Source organism: Mucilaginibacter galii, from assembly GCF_014635825.1.
Taxonomy (GTDB): Bacteria; Bacteroidota; Bacteroidia; order Sphingobacteriales; family Sphingobacteriaceae; genus Mucilaginibacter; species Mucilaginibacter galii.
Genome location: NZ_BMDO01000003.1, coordinates 114307 through 133442, shown reverse-complemented (window position 1 = coordinate 133442; position 19136 = coordinate 114307). Strand labels below are relative to the sequence as shown.

General features: G+C 45.3%; 18 protein-coding genes and 1 tRNA gene. 9 read left to right on the top strand and 10 right to left on the bottom strand.

Annotation, left to right across the window (positions count from 1 at the left end; genetic code table 11):
- Positions 1–173: 173 nt before the first annotated feature.
- The gene (locus IEV61_RS07425) at positions 174–422 is read right to left on the bottom strand and encodes a hypothetical protein (RefSeq protein ID WP_188415286.1); all 249 of its coding nucleotides are present in this window, start codon (positions 420–422) and stop codon (positions 174–176) included.
- 216 nt (positions 423–638) lie between these two features.
- Between IEV61_RS07425 and IEV61_RS07420 the strand changes: the two genes are divergently transcribed.
- The 4 genes from IEV61_RS07420 to IEV61_RS07405 all read left to right on the top strand — a co-directional run bounded on the left by IEV61_RS07420 (position 639) and on the right by IEV61_RS07405 (position 6293).
- Positions 639–711, top strand: a tRNA-Gly gene (locus IEV61_RS07420).
- A 202-nt stretch (positions 712–913) separates the two neighbouring features.
- Entirely contained in the window at positions 914–1408 is a 495-nt protein-coding gene (locus tag IEV61_RS07415; RefSeq protein ID WP_188415285.1) for a hypothetical protein, read from the top strand.
- Between the two features lie 292 nt (positions 1409–1700).
- The gene (locus IEV61_RS07410; RefSeq protein WP_188415283.1) at positions 1701–4475 is read left to right on the top strand and encodes a glycoside hydrolase family 2 protein; all 2775 of its coding nucleotides are present in this window, start codon (positions 1701–1703) and stop codon (positions 4473–4475) included.
- Between the two features lie 21 nt (positions 4476–4496).
- A complete protein-coding gene (locus IEV61_RS07405; protein WP_188415282.1) occupies positions 4497–6293 on the top strand; it encodes a glycoside hydrolase family 9 protein in 1797 nt (598 codons plus the stop codon).
- A gap of 36 nt (positions 6294–6329) precedes the next feature.
- Here IEV61_RS07405 and IEV61_RS07400 read toward each other — a convergent pair whose 3' ends face one another.
- The 3 genes from IEV61_RS07400 to rlmF form a co-directional block, all read right to left on the bottom strand.
- A complete protein-coding gene (locus IEV61_RS07400; protein ID WP_188415281.1) occupies positions 6330–6797 on the bottom strand; it encodes a hypothetical protein in 468 nt (155 codons plus the stop codon).
- Between the two features lie 65 nt (positions 6798–6862).
- A complete protein-coding gene (locus IEV61_RS07395) occupies positions 6863–7315 on the bottom strand; it encodes a GNAT family N-acetyltransferase (protein WP_229747066.1) in 453 nt (150 codons plus the stop codon).
- Between the two features lie 24 nt (positions 7316–7339).
- Complete coding sequence (gene rlmF, locus IEV61_RS07390) at positions 7340–8287, bottom strand: 23S rRNA (adenine(1618)-N(6))-methyltransferase RlmF (RefSeq protein WP_188415280.1); 948 nt, start codon at positions 8285–8287, stop codon at positions 7340–7342.
- Positions 8288–8380: 93 nt separating this feature from the next.
- On the opposite strand from rlmF, the gene IEV61_RS07385 reads away from it, so the two are divergent.
- The gene (locus IEV61_RS07385) at positions 8381–8614 is read left to right on the top strand and encodes a VF530 family protein (protein ID WP_188415279.1); all 234 of its coding nucleotides are present in this window, start codon (positions 8381–8383) and stop codon (positions 8612–8614) included.
- 147 nt (positions 8615–8761) lie between these two features.
- Here the strand turns inward: IEV61_RS07385 and IEV61_RS07380 are convergent, their stop codons facing one another.
- Entirely contained in the window at positions 8762–10072 is a 1311-nt protein-coding gene (locus tag IEV61_RS07380) for a DEAD/DEAH box helicase (protein ID WP_188415278.1), read from the bottom strand.
- A 200-nt stretch (positions 10073–10272) separates the two neighbouring features.
- Between IEV61_RS07380 and IEV61_RS07375 the strand changes: the two genes are divergently transcribed.
- Positions 10273–10746, top strand: a complete 474-nt coding sequence (locus tag IEV61_RS07375) for a VOC family protein (RefSeq protein ID WP_188415276.1) — start codon at positions 10273–10275, stop codon at positions 10744–10746.
- 175 nt (positions 10747–10921) lie between these two features.
- Here the strand turns inward: IEV61_RS07375 and IEV61_RS07370 are convergent, their stop codons facing one another.
- Positions 10922–12001 (bottom strand): AI-2E family transporter, encoded by a 1080-nt coding sequence (locus tag IEV61_RS07370; RefSeq protein ID WP_188415274.1) that lies wholly within the window; start codon positions 11999–12001, stop codon positions 10922–10924.
- A gap of 193 nt (positions 12002–12194) precedes the next feature.
- On the opposite strand from IEV61_RS07370, the gene IEV61_RS07365 reads away from it, so the two are divergent.
- A complete protein-coding gene (locus tag IEV61_RS07365) occupies positions 12195–12494 on the top strand; it encodes an ArsR/SmtB family transcription factor (RefSeq protein ID WP_188415272.1) in 300 nt (99 codons plus the stop codon).
- Positions 12495–12514: 20 nt separating this feature from the next.
- The gene (locus IEV61_RS07360) at positions 12515–13621 is read left to right on the top strand and encodes an NADH:flavin oxidoreductase (protein WP_188415271.1); all 1107 of its coding nucleotides are present in this window, start codon (positions 12515–12517) and stop codon (positions 13619–13621) included.
- A gap of 60 nt (positions 13622–13681) precedes the next feature.
- On the opposite strand, the gene IEV61_RS07355 is transcribed toward IEV61_RS07360, so the two are convergent.
- Positions 13682–14668, bottom strand: a complete 987-nt coding sequence (locus IEV61_RS07355) for a 2-hydroxyacid dehydrogenase (RefSeq protein WP_188415269.1) — start codon at positions 14666–14668, stop codon at positions 13682–13684.
- Between the two features lie 200 nt (positions 14669–14868).
- Between IEV61_RS07355 and IEV61_RS07350 the strand changes: the two genes are divergently transcribed.
- Positions 14869–16128, top strand: coding sequence for an MFS transporter (locus IEV61_RS07350; RefSeq protein ID WP_188415267.1), 1260 nt, complete (start codon positions 14869–14871; stop codon positions 16126–16128).
- 19 nt (positions 16129–16147) lie between these two features.
- Here IEV61_RS07350 and IEV61_RS07345 read toward each other — a convergent pair whose 3' ends face one another.
- The 3 genes from IEV61_RS07345 to IEV61_RS07335 form a co-directional block, all read right to left on the bottom strand.
- Positions 16148–16441, bottom strand: a complete 294-nt coding sequence (locus IEV61_RS07345) for a TIGR03643 family protein (RefSeq protein WP_188415265.1) — start codon at positions 16439–16441, stop codon at positions 16148–16150.
- Between the two features lie 187 nt (positions 16442–16628).
- Positions 16629–18563 (bottom strand): glycoside hydrolase, encoded by a 1935-nt coding sequence (locus tag IEV61_RS07340; protein ID WP_188415263.1) that lies wholly within the window; start codon positions 18561–18563, stop codon positions 16629–16631.
- Between the two features lie 85 nt (positions 18564–18648).
- On the bottom strand, positions 18649–19071 hold the full coding sequence (locus IEV61_RS07335; RefSeq protein ID WP_188415260.1) for a secondary thiamine-phosphate synthase enzyme YjbQ: 423 nt from the start codon (positions 19069–19071) through the stop codon (positions 18649–18651).
- Between the last annotated feature and the right edge of the window lie 65 nt (positions 19072–19136).

The following is a 19136-nucleotide window of genomic DNA, read 5'->3' as shown; positions in this document are numbered from 1 at the left end:
AGAATACAAAAGAATTTTTACAAATAAAGAGGTTGTCTCATAAGTAAAATAGAGGCTCTGAGAATCGTCTATACGAAAACGTTCTCCGCCACCTATCCGAATAAATCAAAGAAAAAGAGGCTGTTCTCGTACTTATGAGACAGCCTCTCTTCATTAAAATATGTTTGCAGATATTATCCTTTCACAATTTCTTCAATCTCGTGCAGATCGGTCTTCTTCTTTTTCAAATGAGGGACCTTCTTTGTAAGGTAATCAGTAGCGTGCTCACTACCTTCTTCTATCACCTCGTTTACTTTTTTGTTCAAAGAAAAGCCTGTTCTTTTGGCGTACAAATAAGCAATGGCGCCAGCTAAAATAGCGCCAACAGATACTGCAACAATTACTAAGCTTTTATCGTCTTCTTTTTCAAATGGATTTTTCATGGCGTTATATTTTTTTAAGTAACAAGAAAAAGCGGTTATGGTTCTGCCTCGTTTTAAATAACACACATAAACTTTAATACCCTCATTTATAAAAGCCTACAAACCATACCATCGCCAAAGCATAATTTTATTTTAAAGATTAGTGCAAAACCGTATATTTGCAGCGCACAAGCCTTGATGCTCATCCATCAGGGCTTTGTTATCAGCATTAACCGTGCGAAAGTAGCTCAGTTGGTAGAGCACGACCTTGCCAAGGTCGGGGTCGCGAGTTCGAATCTCGTCTTTCGCTCTAAAGCCTTTCCTGTTTCAGGGAAGGCTTTTTTTATTGGAAGTATTTTATCCGCGGTTTCTAAGGTCAGGATAATACACACAATACCCTCCTATGGCTTTTTTGAGGCAGCAATATTTTTAAGCTACTGTCACAACTGCCTGCAGTGCAACGTATGGTTGTATAAAAATCATATCGCTTACAAAACCTAAACGCTATCACCATGAAAAAGATCTTGTTTATTTGTACCATATTATTTATTGCCAGCGTAGCCTGTAAAAAAGAGAATGTTGGCGGCGGCGGACTTTGTGCCTGTTCGCCTATCCAGGTGCCGACACTCAACCTGGTCATCAAAAATAGCTTGGGCGGCGATCTGTTAAGTGATAAAATCACCGGCTATTACGAAAAGAGCAAGATTCAAATAACCCGTAAAGATGCCGCCGGAAAGGTAACAGCGGTTGATTTCAATATCAGGCCGCCTTTTTCTTACGGCAATGAAAAGTTCAATTACAATTACTTGTTAATCCCTGTAGGTTTCCTTCAGGCTGCCGATGACACCTTATACCTCAAATTAGGCGACAACAAAACTTACGAGATCAAAGTTATGCTCAACCAGCAAAAATATGATCCGGATAAAATTACGATAGATGGTAAGGTGGTAGAGAAAGACAAGGGCACGATAGCTAATTATACAACGTTATTTTACATAACCGAATGATGTTGCCGTAAGCATGGAAGTGTAAAACATGCTCATGAACCTACTGGTTATTCAAGAGCCTGTTAAAAATTAATTTCCTGCTATCTGCTAAAAAAACATCAACATAAACCATTTGGTTGCAACCTACAGATAAAATAGTATTACACTTCAATTTTAGCCATAAATGGTGTAGGATGATCTATTTTTTGTAGTTACTATTGTAATAATTAAGGCCATGTAGCCGGTTAGCTTTCACTTTTTATTGGGGTGTAAGTGCGTGTATACCGGTACCAAAAACCTTGGTTGTTATACCATGAAAATATATAATCGTGTGGCATACCTTATACTCGTATGCACCTTTTCTGCAATGAGTTTACGGGCACAAAACAGCGGCGTAAAGCAGGTGCAGCTCAGTAATTTTCAACTGCAGTCTTCGGCAATTGTAAAAACGGGCGGTAGCGCGTTATCGGCAGTAAACTATAAGTCGGCAAACCTTTGGTATGCGGTTAAGGTGCCGTCTACAGTGCTTACAGGCTTAGTAGCCAACGGCGTTTACCCCAGCCCCTACCAAGCTTTAAACAACATGCGTATCCCCGATGCCAGCGACGAGTTTAATAAGCAATACGGCCTGGAAAAGTTCAGTCATATTCCGGGCAATCCTAATCCATGGAAGAAGCCTTACTGGTACCGCACTACATTCAAGGTACCGGCGGCAGATAAGGGTAAGATATTTCAACTCATATTTAAAGGAATAAATTACCGGGCCGAGGTTTGGCTCAACGGTAAACGCATAGCCGATTCTACCCAAATGGTGGGCATGTTTGCCGAGCATAATCTCAATGTAAGCGGCCAGGTATTGGCAGGCGGCAACAACGCACTTGCCGTAAAAATTTACCCCTTAGATTATCCCGGACTGCCTGATAAGGAACAGCTGGAAGCTATGGGCCCATTCTACTTAAATGGTGGCCCCACCGGCGATATTGGCAAGAACGTAACCATGCTATGCTCTGCCGGCTGGGACTGGATGCCACCCGTGCGCGACCGTAACATGGGTATATGGCAACCCGTATACCTGCGCACTACCGGCGCAGTAACCATTGGCCGCCCCAAACTGGTAACCCATTTAGCTTCGCTGCCTGATACGAGCACGGCAGACCTATCGCTTAGCTTAACGCTGTCAAATTACACTCAACAAGCCACCAGCGGAAAACTTTTGGTGAACATCAAGCCCGAAAACTTTACAGGTAAAGCCATACAATTTACTAAAGCCATTGCGGTAAAGGCTGGCGAGGCCAAGGCGTTAAGCCTAACGCCTTCGCAAATTAGTGAATTGTATGTGCGTAATCCTAAACTGTGGTGGCCAAACGGGTATGGTCGCGCTAACCTTTACCGCATCAGGCTGCAGTATAGCAATGCCGGAAAAGTAACCGACGATACTACATTTGTGTTCGGTATACGCACGGTGAGCTCTAAAGCTACGGATGTAAACGGCTTTACCCGCCGCGAATTTTATGTGAACGGTAAACGGGTACACCTGAATGGCGGTGCCTGGGTGCCCGATATGATGGTTAACCGCGATTCGGCCCGTTACGATCACGAACTGCACCTGTGCCGCACGGCCAACGTTAACCTGGTACGCATTTGGGGTGGCGGTATTACCCCGCCCGATCATTTCTGGAACGCCTGCGATAAATATGGTTTAATGGTATGGTCCGATTTCTGGATCACCGGCGATACACAGGGCGAATTCAAAGGATCGCCAGACTACCCTTTAGAAGCAAACGTATTTACCAAAAACGTGATCAGTACCATTTACCGCATCCGTAACCACCCCAGTCTACTGGTTTGGACAGGAGGAAACGAGGGACATGCCCGCAGAGAGTTGTACGATGTAATGCGCAACAGCATTATTATGTTAGACGGCACGCGTCCATTCATCCCAAGTTCATCGGGCTTTGCCAAGTTGCCAGTTGGTTGGGAAGGTGCCTGGCCCGATAATAAGCCATCAGGCGTATATAGCGGTGGCCCTTATGCCTGGAAAGACCCTAAAGAATACTACAAGTTAGCCGATGCCGGTAAAGACTGGGTTTTTAAAGACGAAACCGGCCTGCCGTCGCAGCCACCTTATAACACACTGGCTAAAAACATTCCCGATACCACGTGGGACAAAAAGCTGCCTTTCCCGCTTAACAACATGTGGGGTTACCATGATGCTGCTACCGGCGCAGGCAAGTACGATGAATATTATAACGATATGGTAAGCCGTTACGGCAAGCCTACCAGCAGGTTAGATTTCTCCAACAAAATGCAGCTCATGAATGCAACCGGCTACCAGGGCATTTTTGAGGCAGCCGGCCATAAACTTACCGAAACCGGCGGCGTGATGCTATGGAAGCTTAATGCCGCTTTCCCGAGTGTAATATGGCAGATATACGATTGGTACCTTCAGCCTAATGCTGGCTACTACTTTATGCAAAATGCTGTTGAACCACTGCACATCCAGTTTAACCAAAACGACTCCACCGTAGCCGTGGTTAACCGCATGCACAAACCTACCGGTACGCTGATGCTGGAAGCCAATGTTTATAACACCAGCACCAAACAGCTCTTTCACCAATTAGCTACCGCCAGTTTAGACGATGAAGGCGTTAAAAATGTGATACCGCTGGCCTACGTACTGAAGCCGGTTAAAGAACTGAGTTTTGTAGAACTATCATTAAAGAACGTAAAAGGGCAAGTACTCTCGCGCAATACTTATTGGATGGCGCCGGGTAACGATTATACAGCCTTGAATAAGCTGCCTAAAACTCAGTTAAAAACCACGTTACTCAAAACCGTAAAAAGCAAAACGGAACAGCAATGGACCTTACAAATTAGCAATAACAGCAACCAACTGGCCTTTTTTGTGCGGCCGCAACTAATGGTTAAAGGCGAAGAATTGAGGCCAAGTTACTGGTCGGCCAGCTATATCACCCTGGCGCCTCATCAAAGCAGTACAATATCGGTAAGCGCACCACTATCTAAAATTAACGGCACGCCAACTATTACCGTGGAAGGGTGGAATGTAGCTAAACAAACGGTAAATTAGCTACACTTAATTACCTAACCAATGTTTAAATGCCTCACCTATAGCCTGCTCCTAACGTTTGCAATAACATCTGCTACGAGTATAACCGCACGCGGCCAGTTACCAACCATATCGGCCGACAGTATACGGTTAAACCAGGTAGGCTTTTATCCAAATGCGGGTAAAATAGCGGTGGTGCTTTCTGGCAAACCACACAAATTCATCATCCTTAAGGGTGATAATGAACAAGTATTTGCGGGCACTTTAAAAGCCTCTGCCCAACCCGATCTTGCAGGCCGGGTTACTTACATTGCCAACTTTACCGCCCTGCAAATGCGGGGACGTTACAGGCTGGCAATACCAGAGATGGGGGCTTCTTACCCAATGGAAATTAAACCGGGCATACATGCCCAGGCGGCCGCGGCCTCTATTAAGGCATTCTATTATCAGCGGGCATCAATAGCGCTACCGCAAAAACATGCAGGCAAATGGGCACGGCCAATGGGTCACCCGGATGATAAAGTACTCATCCACCCATCCGCCGCAACCGAAAAACGCCCTGCCGGAACGGTGATCTCTTCGCCCAGAGGCTGGTATGATGCCGGCGATTATAATAAATACGTGGTAAACAGCGGCATTAGCATGGGCACTTTGCTATCCTTGTACGAAGATTTTCCGGATTACATGAAAACCGTGCGCCTGAACATTCCCGAGAGCACTAACCAAGTACCCGATGTGCTCGACGAAACCTTATGGAACCTGCGCTGGATGCTCACTATGCAAGACCCTAACGATGGCGGCGTTTACCACAAACTAACCAATGCGGCTTTTGATGCTATGATTATGCCTGATAAGGCTACCACGCCGCGTTACGTGGTGCAAAAGGGCACCGCAGCAACGCTCGATTTTGCTGCTGTAATGGCGCAGGCCAGTCGCGTTTACAAAGCATACAATAAGCCACTGCCCGGACTTTCAGATTCATGCCTGAAAGCAGCTGTACAGGCTTGGCAATGGGCGCTGGCAAATCCAAACGTAGCATACAACCAGGATGCGATGAACACCCGCTTTAAACCAGAGGTGAGTACGGGCGCCTATGGCGATCAGCATTTTGAAGACGAATTTACCTGGGCTGCTACCGAATTATATATCACTACCCTAAACGATGCTTACCTAAAAGGTGCCAATGCTACCAACGCCAGGTTTAATATACCTTCGTGGCCACAGGTAAACACACTGGGTTATTATAGTTTACTGCGAAACCGCACCAAGCTAACCCCTGCCGGTAAAGCGCTTATCCCTGCCCTGCAGGCGCAGCTCATTACTTTTGCCAGCAACCTAATGAAAGGCTGGAATAACACTGCCTACGAAACTGTAATGGGCAAAACGGCTAAAGATTTTGGCTGGGGCAGCAACTCCAATGCTGCCAACCAGGGCATTGCCTTGCTGCAAGCTTATTTATTAACAGGTAAAAATGAATACGCTGATGCGGCGCTCTCCAACCTTGATTACCTGCTGGGCCGTAACGGAACAGGCTATTGCTACGAGAGCGGCTTTGGCCGCAAACCCATTATGCACCCGCATCACCGGCCATCCATAGCCGATGGTATTGCAGAACCGGTGCCCGGCTTACTTTCGGGCGGACCAAACCCGGGCAGGCAGGATAAGGTTGAGCTCCCCTCTTTGATACCTAACCAGGCGTTTGTTGACAACGACCAGGCCTATGCCGTAAACGAAATAGCCATCAACTGGAACGCACCCTTTGCCTATCTCATTAACGCTATAGAAGCTTTGCAATATAAACGCGGATACAGCGCTGTATCAAACAAACAAGGCCACTGATAATCAGCGGCCTTGTTCTTTTAATAGGTCTCAAATTTAGTCGATAAGACGTCTGCGATATTTAATTTCTGTTCTTGCGGGTGCATCTGCCGGGTAGGTAATATATTTCAGGGTGAGCACATTGCCTTCCACTTGATAGGTACCTTTCTCAAACAAATCATTATCAACAACCTCCGAAGAAACAAGCATATTATCTTTAATCGTTTGCTTTTTGTTAATTTTCACCTTAACACTATCATTAACGAGGGTATAAGAACCGGTATAAATATTTATAATATTTGACGGTGAAATTCTGTCTATAACATCCATTTTAAAACCGTTGTCTGAACTGAAATAGAGATTGCGTTCTAACCCAGCGCTTAGGCCCAATTCCTGCCATTCGCCGTGCAAGGCAAGTTTTGGTTCAGGTTTAGCCTTATCTTTTTTACAGGCAACTGCCGATAGCAGCACTACAGCCATTAAAACCAGGCCTAAGTTTGCTTTGATCAATTTTGTGATAGTCATAATTCAGATTTTTATATCAATACGTTTACGCCCGTCACTTTGAAACAGCCCCCGTTAAATAAACCTTACAAATTCTTTTGGAAACAAAAGCTATCAGTCAAATTAACATAAGGGCCATACTTAGGTATAGGCACATATCCAGTCTTTTTGTATAAACTTTGAGCTTCTACCTGCCTCGATCCTGTTTCTAAAACGGTGGCTTTAAAACCTATACTTTTAGCCCATGCTTCCAGTTCCTGTAATACCAAAGCGCTGATGCGCTTACCCCTTGCTTCGGGGCTCACGAACATGCGTTTTATTTCAACAGCCTCGCTATCAAATGGCTTAAAGCAGCCGCAGGCCACTGGTTTTTCATCAAGGTAGGCAATTACAACGGTATCTATGCTTTCAATAATGTTATGCTGTTCGTAAATGTCCATGATGTCACCGTTGGTTACACGTAACCCGGCATCCAGTTGGCCTACCAGTAATTTAAAATCAGGATCGGTACTTTGTGTGCGTTTAAGTTCTATTGCCATATTAGGAGTAATGTATTATTCAGGTTATTTCCACCATTGTTGTTGAGCCGCTTCGTCCATAAACGACCACGCCAGCAAACGGCTTACTTTTTGGCCCTGTGCCATATTAATGGTTTGTACCTGCGCTGCGTTTGCCTGTTTGAGGGCATGGTAGCAGCCGGGCAATGATTCTTTTTTAGAGATCAACGAGGTGAACCACAATACCGAAGTTGCGAAGGTTTTGCTTTCTTCGATCATATTGCGCACAAAACCTTCCTCGCCACCGGCGCACCACAGTTCGTTTTGCCGCCCGCCAAAATTGAGTGTTGCATCTGCTTTTTGCTGATGGCCTAAGTTTTTCCACTTGCGTTCGGTACCAGCCACCGCCTCTTGCAACGATGCATGAAATGGCGGGTTACAAATGGTGAGGCTAAACTTTTCTCCGGCATTGATGATGCCTTTGAAGAACTGCGTTTTGGCATTTTGCTTGCGGATGCTGATGTACTTGCCTAACCCGTTAGCCTCTACAATATTCATGGCCGACCTTACCGCCAACGCATCAATATCGGCTCCCACAAAGTTCCAGCCGTATTCATGATGACCTATCAAGGGGTAAATACAGTTAGCACCCACACCCACATCCAGCACTTTTACCGTTTTACCACGGGGCAGGCTGCTATTGCTTTGAGCCAGCAGATCGGCCACATAATGCAGGTAATCGGCCCGGCCGGGTATAGGCGGACAAAGGTAACCTTCAGGGATATCCCAAAGTTCGACGCCGTAAAAGTGCTTGAGCAGCGCCTTATTCAGCGCTTTTACCGCGTCCGCGTCTTTAAAGTCAATAGATAAATTGTTATACTGATTCATACTCACAAACGACGCCAGTTGTGGGCTCGATTTGATAAGTTCCGGAAAATTATAAAGGCCTTTATGCCTGTTCCGCTGGTGGAGTTGAATTTTTTCTTCAGGAACAAGTTTTGGATTTACCGGCATACAGAGGTTATTGATAGTGCGAAACTATTCAATTTAATGCATTGAATAAACTTACTTTTTTTAGCCGGTAACATTAAATAGCTATTTTTGACCATGCCCACGCAACCCAACAATCCGCTTCATGGCAAAACGCTGGAAAACATCTTAACCGAACTGGTAAACTATTATGGCTTCCCGGAACTGGGCAAACGCATCCGCATCAATTGCTTTACCGCCGACCCAAGCATCTCCTCAAGCCTCAAATTTTTACGCAAAACACCCTGGGCCCGCAAAAAAGTAGAAGACCTGTATGTGGAAAGCCAGGAGAGACTGAGGACTGAGGACTGAGGACTGAGGACTGAGGACTGAGGAAAAATGCATGATTGAAACGGATTGTTTTAGCTCCATTTCAATTCCTTTACCTTCCCTTCCTTTAACTTTCCTAAAGTCCTTCCTCCAAATGTCCTTCTTCTCCAAGTCCTTCTTCCAACCGCATCAACCGTATTTCTTTTTCTTAGTCATTTTGGCTTTTTCGCCTGAGGTGTAGTTATAGGTTTTGCTATTGCTGGCTTTCTTTTCGTGGAAGGCTTCGCCTACAACTGGCTCGTCAGATTTCTTTTTGGCGGCAGGTTTCTCTTCTTCGGTATTTTTCTTGCGTTCCCGCTCTATGATGAGGTCATCGGGCAGTTCGCCTACCGGAATTTTTTGTCCGAGCACCTGCTCTATTTTACGCACCATGCCTAATTCCAGGTCGGTGGCAAAGGTAAGCGCCATGGTTTCTTCGTCGGTACTCAGGTTTTCGTTCACCATGCGGTTTACGTAAGTTTCTTTTTCGGCCGGTAATTCAAAATGGATGATGAAAGGCACCCCGTGCAGCGATATAGGCTCTAAGCCTTCGTTGGCTACGATGAGTATTTTAGTTTGGGCACTCTGCTTAAAATCATCCACCTCGGCAAAACCGGTCCACTCAAAAAACCAGGAATTAAGCAGGGCTACCCGGTTATTTACACGGGTTTCCAGGCTTTTGTACAATTTTTCGGCGGTATGGCGGGTGTTTACGAATACTACTGTTTTAGTAAACAAGTCTTCGTCCTGCATAAACAGGCGCAGCAGGTTAAGCTTGGTGCCAAAGTTAGGCACATGATATAATACCTGCGGATGCGTATCGACCGGTGCCTCTCCTATTTCTTCCACCTCTATCATAGCAGGCTGTTTCATAAAAGGTGCAATCATGCGGTTCAGCTTATCGTGCAAAACCTCGGTAAACACCACGTGCTGACATTTAATAATGCTGTTGGCCAGTTCGGCCACGGGCAGTTGCAGGCCTTGCTTTACAACAAGGTCGGCATCATCTAAAATAAACAGTTCTATTTTATTGAGATTGAGGCCAAGTTTGAGGTAAATAACACGGGCCCTATCGGGCGTAGCCACCACAATATCTGCACCATCGGCCATGGCATCCATTTGCGCCTCGGTACCCGGTGTGGCGTATAAGCCTACTACAGATATATTCTTGTTGTTATTTATAGCCTCTATGCGGCTAATTACCTCTTCAACACGCTCTTTATCGTTTACCAGGATAAGCACACGTGTAATACCATCGGCCGTATGGGTAAAGCGGTTGAGGGCGGCCAGTACCACGGTCGTGGTTTTGCCGCAACCCTCGGGGCCAACGGCTATGATGTCTTGTCCGCCGTTTATGCGCGACAAGGTTTTTTGCTGAATTTCTTTTGGCGCGGTGAGTCCAGCCTCATTCAATGATAATATCAGTCCCTTTTTCAGCTTTAATTTCTCTGACCACGCCATTCGCTTAAATTTTTATTAAAGCGCAAAATTACAATATTACTCCCGGTTTAGCTGTACATTTCCGCTTTAAACCTATTATGTAACTACGGTTGCAGCAAGCCTGTGTAGTTCGCCGCATTTAGCCCCTTATATTGTCGCTATTGAACGTAGCATAATTTAAGCGCAAGCTGTACATTTGATTTATACCCAATACCCAAATTATGCACAAAATATCACCTTTTTTATGGTTTAACGACAATGCCGAAGAAGCCGTAACATTTTACACATCTACCTTTAAAGATTCAAAAATAACAGCAACCACGCGCTACGGCAGCGGCGGCCCCGGCCCGGAAGGTTCGGTAATGACCATGTCGTTCGAACTCAACGGCCAGCACTTTACTGCTTTGAATGGCGGACCACATTACAGCTTTACCCCTGCCATATCGTTCGTTATTATGTGCGATGATCAGGCAGAAGTTGACCATTACTGGGATAACTTTTTACAAGGCGGCAAGGCTATGCAATGCGGCTGGATCACCGATAAGTTTGGCCTTTCATGGCAGGTGGTACCTTCGGCCATGATTACCATGATGACGGATAAAGACCCTAAGAAAGCGCAGAAAGTAGCGCAAGCCATGATGAAAATGGTGAAGCTGGATATTGCAGAGTTGCAGAGGGCTTATGATGAGGCTTAACTAATAATCTTACAGGATGCACAAATACAGTTAACTGTGAAAACGGTTGTCATTTCGAGTGCTAACGAGAAATCCTGTTCGTGATGTAAGGTGTGTAACTTACCATTTGAACAGGATCTCTCACTATCGTTCGAGATGACATTTTATTTTAAGGCTTTTTAGTTTATCCGCTATATCAATCAGCCATGGGCATTTCGCGTGTTTTGGTTTCTAAGGAGGTATTGTTAATTTTTTTGACGTACAACTCATCAACCAAAACAAACACAATTGCCAGTAAAGGTACCGCCATAATAATGCCTAACGCACCCGAAAGCGTACCCATAATGATCTGGCTGATGATGGTCAACGCTGGTGGCAGGTTGATCATCTTTTTCTGAATAAGCGGGGTTACAATATTGCTGACGATGGTTTGCGATATGATGTATAGTAACGTTACAATAATAGCCGTATTAGTGCCCATGGTTAAGGCCAGCAACACGCCCGGTATCATGGCCGCCAATGAGCCAAAGTTAGGGATGATCTTAAGCATACCTGCAATAAGCGCCAGCACGAGAGCTACGGGGATACCAATAATAGACAGCCCAATAGTAAGCAAAATGGTAATGAGCACGATAGACAGCATCATACCCTTAAGCCAGCCTTTGAGCGACAGGCTTATGCGGTTCATAATATAGCGGGCAATGAACTTTTTATCTTCGGGTATCAACATGATAATTCCGTCTTTATACAAGGATGGACTGGCGGTAAAAAATATCCCTAATAAAAATATGATATATATATTTCCGAGTACACCAAAGCTGGTACTAAAGAAAGACTGCGCTGTAGTCATTAGCCTTTGAGAATTATCGCCCGAAAAGTATTCCAGTACCTTGTGCCCTATCGGCGTTTCGGCCATTTTAGCGCGGGCCGTATTGATGGTGGATGGCAATGTATTGCTTAGTTGCGATACCTGATTTTGTATTGTTGTACCCATAAACCATAGCAATATACCCAGCAATGCAAACGACCCTCCCACCGAAATAACCATGGCCCAGCGACGGCTCAGGCTGGTATGGCGCTCTATCAGATCGCCCAGTCCGTGAAAATAAACAGAAATGAGCACGCCGCACAGCATCATGAGCAGCACATTGAATGCCACGCGCGCTATCAGGATAACTACCACCAGCAGGGCCACAATGGCAACCGTATGCCACACTTTTTGTATATAGGTTAGTTCGTTTTTGGTTACTTGGGTAGATTTGTCTTTATATAACATAGCGGTATAGCAGCTTATAAGCAAACGACACGCATCACTCTTAAATGTTTTAAAGAATTGTTAAGCCTACGCTAAATTGTTATGCGCTGGTTTAAAACTCATCTATTTGTCATGAACTGCAATTGCTTTCATGCCATTGTCATCTAACATCAAAAGATTGACATATCGGGAAAAGCCGATATATATTTGTGCCGTGGATCAGATAGAAATATTTAAAGCACTCTCTAACAAAACCCGGCTGCAAATTTTAGCCTGGCTTAAAGACCCGGAATTAAACTTTCCAGATCAAGCTGTTAATGGCTTTGATAACGGCGTTTGTGTAGGGCAAATACAAAACAAGGCAGGCCTTACCCAATCTACCGTTTCTGAGTACTTAGCCACCCTGCAACGTGCCGGGCTGGTAAAATCTACCCGGGTTGGGCAATGGACCTACTACCAACGCAATGAAGATGCTTTTGCACAACTGAGTCAACTTATTCAATCAGATATATAATTTAAATAAATCATTATACAATGAATACCGATAGCTTATTCAGGCCTTTCAGCCTAAAATCGTTAAATATTAAGAACAGAATTGTAATGGCGCCCATGACGCGTTCGTTTTCGCCTGATGGTGTGCCTACCGAAACCGTGGCTGCCTATTACAGCAAAAGAGCCGAGGGAGAGGTTGGATTGATCTTGTCTGAAGGTACGGTGATTAACCGTCCATCATCTTCAAACGATGCCAACGTTCCTCATTTTTACGGCGAGCAGGCTTTAGGCGGCTGGAAGAATGTAATTGACGGTGTACATGCTGCCGGTGGTGCCATGGGCCCGCAAATATGGCACATGGGTGTTATGGCTAATCATGCTTCTGGCTGGGTGCCGCCAGTACCTTTTGAAGGCCCGTCGGGTTTGAACAGCCCGGGCTTTAACAACGGCCGCACCATGACCGAGAGTGATATAGCCGAAACCATTACTGCCTTTGGTAAAGCCGCTGCCGATGCCAAAAGGTTAGGTTTTGATACGGTAGAGATACACGGTGCACACGGCTACCTGATAGACCAGTTTTTTTGGGCGCCCACCAACGAGCGTAAAGACATTTGGGGTGGTAAAACCCTGCCCGAGCGCAGTCGTTTTGCCATTGAAGTGGTTAAAGAAGTACGCAGGCAGGTAGGCGAAGATTTTGCCATTATACTACGCTTATCGCAATTTAAACCTACCGCTTACGATGCCAAGCTGGCCAATAACCCACAGGAAATGGAAGCCTGGCTAAACCCGCTGGCCGATGCCGGTGTTGATATTTTCCATTGCTCACAGCGCCGTTTTTGGGAGCCGGAGTTTGAAGGTTCGGACCTGAACTTTGCAGGCTGGGCTAAAAAAGTGAGTGGCAAAGCTACCATTACCGTAGGTTCGGTTGGTTTAACCGGCGAATTTTTAGCCGCCTTTGCCGGTGAAAGCTCACAACCAAGTTCTTTAGACGAACTGGTACGCCGTATGGACCGTGGCGATTTTGACCTGGTAGCCGTTGGACGCCCGCTATTGTCAGATCCGTTCTGGGTTCAAAAAATCCGCGAAGAACGTACCGACGAGCTAAAAGGCTTCAGTAAAGAAGCCTTAGGCGAATTGGTACTTAACTAAAAACATATTTTATTTGAGTAAAGCCGGTTTGCTTTTGCAGGCCGGCTTTATTTATTTTTACTAAACGGCAACCCTGTTCACCAACTCTTGTCCTTTTACAAAGGCATCAATATTACCGAAAGTAATGGTGGCTATTTGCTCCATGGCTTCTTTTGTAAAAAAGCCCTGATGTGAGGTAATCAGTACATTCGGAAACGATATTAAACGGGTTATCAACTCATCGGGTATAACGTCTTCAGAGTAATCGTGAAAGAACAACTTGCCTTCCTGTTCATAAACATCCAGGCCTAAGTAACCCAGTTGGCAGTCTTTTAAAGCCTCAATAACATCAACGGTATTAATTAGTCCTCCCCTGCTGGTATTGATAAGCATAGCTCCCTTTTTTAATAGCTTAAGCGTTTGTTTATTAATCAGGTGGCGGGTAGTATCCATTAACGGGCAATGCAGCGAAATTATATCCGCATCGGCTAAGGTTTCTTCTAAGGTTCCGTAGGTTACACCTTGTGTTGCAAGGGTATTATCAGGGTAAGTATCATAGGCACTTATTTTACATCCAAAACCTTTTAATATATGGCAAAATGCCTTACCTATGTTGCCAGTGCCAATTACGGCCACCTTGCGGTTGTGGAGGTTGAAACCCATTAATTTCTCGAGCGAAAAGTTACCCTCACGCACACGGTTATATGCTTTATGCGTTTTACGATTTAGCGTAAGTATTAAAGCCATGGCATGTTCGGCTACAGCTTCGGGCGAGTAAGCGGGTACCCGCAGCACCGGCATGCCTAAATCATCGGCTGCCTGTACATCTACATTGTTAAAGCCGGCACAACGCAGTACTATAAGCTTAACGCCGTTGGTATGCAATAAATCTAAAACGGCTTTGTTTACAACGTCATTCACAAAAATGCAGATGGCATCGTACCCTACGGTCAAAGCGGCAGTTTGCTCGTTAAGCGGAAGAATGAAGTAAGTAAGTTCATGACCGGTATTGAACTCACTAAAATAATCCTGATCGTATTGATGGGTACTGAATACTGCAATTTTCATGGTGGGTTTATTTAGGATTGTGCAATCACTTTGGTAAGATAACAGAATTAAGGTGCCTATGACAATTAATTCGCATATGCGATCATATATATTAATTAGCAGGCAATACAATAGCTGTACAACGTTTTTAATACAGCATTTGCCAAACTATATGCTGATGTTGGGTTTATATAAACAATTGCTACTTAAGTACTGCAAAAATGAATTTTAATATAACCTCCGCTCCTGATAAAAAAAGCTGGATAAATGTTTACGTAATTGCATGGTTTATTGGCATGCTGTTCTATTTTGTAGAATATGCGGTACGGTCGGCTCCATCGGTGATGATCCCGGAGCTATCTGTTTTTTTCGGCATTAGTACGGTTGGTGTAGGCTCTATAGTAGGAACTTATTACTATACCTATTCGGTAACCAGTTTAATAGCCGGTATAGCTTTAGACAGGGCCGGCGCCAGGTATGCCGTATCAATAGGAATAGCCATTTTAGGTTTGGGATGCATTTTGTTCGCTCTGTCAAATATATATACTGGCAACATTGCGCGGCTTTTACAGGGCGCGGGGTCTGCGTTTGCGTTTCCGGGTTGTGTTTACCTCGCGGCCAAAGGCTTTTCGGCACGCAAGCTGGCTACAGCCATTGGCTTTACACAATGTTTGGGAATGCTTGGTGGCACGGCAGGGCAGTTTGTTGTAGCTCCTCTAATTCGGGGTGGCATATCGCTGCCGATTTTTTGGGTTGCAGCGGGCATTATTTCTTTAGTGTTGTGCGTAGCTATTTATCTCATTACGCCATCAGAGCAACCAAAAATGCAAGAAGATGAAATCATGCCTAAAGGGCACTGGCTGGCCCCATATAAAATTGTTTTTGGTAATACCCAGTCGTATTTATGCGGCTTGGTTTCGGGGTTACTATTTGCGCCTACCACTGTTTTCATCATGATTTGGGGAATTGTATTTTTTCAGCACGACAGGAAGTTTAGCTATAGTGATGCCACTTTGATAAGCTCCATGGTTCCGCTGGGTTGGGCGTTAGGCTGCCCGCTGATGGGCTGGCTTGCCGATTACACAGGCAAACGTAAGCCTGTGCTTTTGGGCGGTTGCATCATCATGATATTGAGTTTACTGCAACTGCTTTATTTACCCGGTTTGCTGCCGGCTTACATCAGCACATTTATTATGGGTGTAGGCTCTGGTGTGGCTATGATCCCTTATTCCATTATTAAAGAGGTAAACCCCGATAAAGTTAAAGGCAGCGCTACAGGGGCAATTAACTTTATCACCTTTGCAGTTACCTCAGTTTTAGGACCCATTTTTGGTAAGCTATACGGCCAAACATTGACAACTACCAGCAACCATGCAGCGCACTTTCAATCGGCTGGCCTGTTTCTCGTAGCCGGAATTGCAGTTGCGATGCTCATTACGTTTTTCCTGAAAGAAACAGGTAGAAAAGCAATTGAACAATAAGAGATCGGCCCTGAAATAATTACCTGCGCTTGCTGATCTTATTAAGTGTGATCTGTCTTTGCAAATTACACTTAAACCTATCCATATCTTTATTGCGCAACTGCTGGTGCTTAGTGGCTCTGCCCTGCACCCGTTGCCGCCACATTTTAAAACTCGAAAGCTTCATTTCGCGGCGCATTAATTCAATTACCTGCTGCTCGGTTAAACCAAACTGCGAAGTTATGGCATCGAAAGGTGTACGGTCTTCCCAGGCCATTTCAATAATGCGATCGGTATCTGTTGCGGTTAATTTGGCTGTTGCTGCTAATGACATTTACATAAAAGCTCAAATAACGCGGGATGTTTTAGCAACGTCGAAGATTACAGATGAAACGGCACGTTTATAACAAGCAGCTGACTTTTCTACGAAGGATTATTAATATATTGTTTGTTTTAAATGGTATTAATGAGCTCCCTACGGTCGATTGTCTTCGTACTTCGCTATGAAGAGGTATATTGAATTATTCGCTTATCAAAGTAATGTAACTGCGGACGGGTAGCTTGAATTGCAATTGACCGTTAGATGCCTTCTTACTGCCCGATTCCTTGGCATTGTTCTCGGTGTTAGTTACATATACTTTAAACTTTTGAGCCTTAGCAGGCAAGCCTTTTAAAGTCATCTGCCGGTCGGCGCCGTTATTAACCAGGTGTATGGTGTAAATGCCTTTGCTATTATCACCCAAAGCCGCACACGAAATTTCTGTCTTATTACTGCTCACCAGCATAGCATATAGGTTAGGGGGCGTTAACGACAGTTGCTTTAAATTCCAGAAACGCTGGGTAGGTCGTAGCGGCCCATTATCACCAAAAATACCGCCACCTGCAAGCGGCGAATAATCGGCCGTGAGCTGCCATTGCAGTATGGAAGCTGGCTGGCAAATGGCCAGCATACGGGTATACAGGTTAATTTCTTCTATGGCATAAGTGGGTTCCTGAAAAATAACGGGGTACTGCCATGCTGCGGCATCAATACTCCCCTCGCCTACCAGCAAAGGCACGTTTAGTTGCGTAGCAGCGTCGGCCCATTTTTTTAAGGTTTCAGTGTCCCAGCCACGCCACGAGTGAAAAGATATTGCACCGATGTACGGGCGGGCGGCGGCATCGTTCATGGCCGTGGTAATAAAAGCTGATGTGGTGGCATCAGAGTTATCGCCCAGCAATAGCTTGGTTTTTAAACCTTTGGTATTCATGTAAGAGCCAAAACCTTTAATAAAATCGGCATGCTCCTGTGCCGTCATGCGGATGTTGATACCCAGGTCCGACTCGTTGAACGAGAACATCTTAACCTCAACGCCGTAGTTGTCTTTTAAATAAGTGATGTACCGGCTTAGCGAACGGTAAATATCCGTAATGACGTCGTTATTCAAGGGGTTGCCCCAAACGCCGTTTACCGGGTTCAGGTTTTGCGTTCCTACAATGGCCCAATCGGGTGCCGACCAAGCGGAGAGGATAACAGGTATGCCCATCTTACTCAAACGCTGCGCCATTTCCATCGACTGGATAATTTTAGCAGGAAGCCTGTTTTCCCGGGCGGCATCAAGTGGGTTGCCATCCTTTTCGGGCTGCCACAAGCGCCAGGGCAACTCCACGCGGCCCCAGGCCAAACGCAGGTTAGCTAAACTATAATCTATTACCTGTGGGTCGGTTGGGTTTTGCAGCCTGAAATTACCACCCAAGCCTTCAAACGCTCGGCCCTGCCGGCTGCTATTCAACGTCACCACTACCGCCGATTTATCTACCTCGCCATCGGCTTCAAGCTTATACGTTTTTTGAATTACCTCACCCCTTTTAATTGCTTTAGTGCGAATGGTGAAATATACCAGCAAATCGCCGTTGTTCTCGTCCTTGCGAACCAGGATCGAATCCTGTTCTTTACCGCTTACCTTGATCTTAAAATTGGCAGACTTAAATTCAAAACCCTTAGCCCATGATGCCGACCGTTCTTTAACAGGCGCGGTGGTCAGGTTGTTAATATTTAAAGGCTGGTCAGCATCTGTCAACCCAAATTGTGCCTCATTATGATATTTTTTAGGTATGCGAACAATAAAATAAGCGCCTATTAACGTGGTATCGCTATGTGCGTTGAGCTTGATGCTTAGCTCTGCTTTTTCGCCACCTGACTCGGTTAGTGTTTCTTCAAAGTACAGGCTGTCTAAGTTAGTGTTTACCGTTTGCCGGTTACCATTGCGGCTGTAAACCGGACGCTGGCGCTCGCGCTCAGTAGTAAGTATTTGAATACCGTCGCTTTTAATGTATTGCAGGCTGGTTTCAAAATCAAGCAGCTGGCCTTGTTTGCGCACGCCGGTAACATTACCCCAGGGCGCAAGCTCGGCCTGGCTAAAGCCTTGTTCAACAAAACCTACCATAGCAATCATTATTAGATACAGGTATTTCATACAGGCAGTAAAAATATAAAGTTTTGCTTTATACGGACAAGGCACATGGGATGTTTAATAACGACTTGGCAGCTATCCCCACTAATTACTCGCCCCAAGCAGTAATCATGAGGTTACGCGGGCCGCCGTGGTCGCGGTGTTCGCACAGGTAAATGCCCTGCCAAGTACCCAGCGCCAGCTTACCGTTACGTATGGGCAACATTACCGAAAAGCCCAGCATAGCCGCTTTTAAATGAGCAGGCATATCGTCGGAGCCTTCGTAGTCGTGCAGGTAATCGGGGTCGTTTTCGGGTACCGCCTTATTAAAGTACATTTCAAAATCTTGCCGTACTGTCGGGTCGGCATTCTCGTTTACCGTAAGCGATGCCGATGTGTGCTGGATAAATACCTGGCACATACCCATACGTATTTCGCTTATTTGCGGAAAGCTGTGCAACACCTCGGCTGTGATTAAATGAAACCCACGCGCCCGTGCCCTGAGCTGCAGTTGTTGCTGATATATTTTCATGTGTACGAGGTGGTTTTATCTTGAATAAGTATATAATACACTTTTATATAACTTTTTGATTTAAG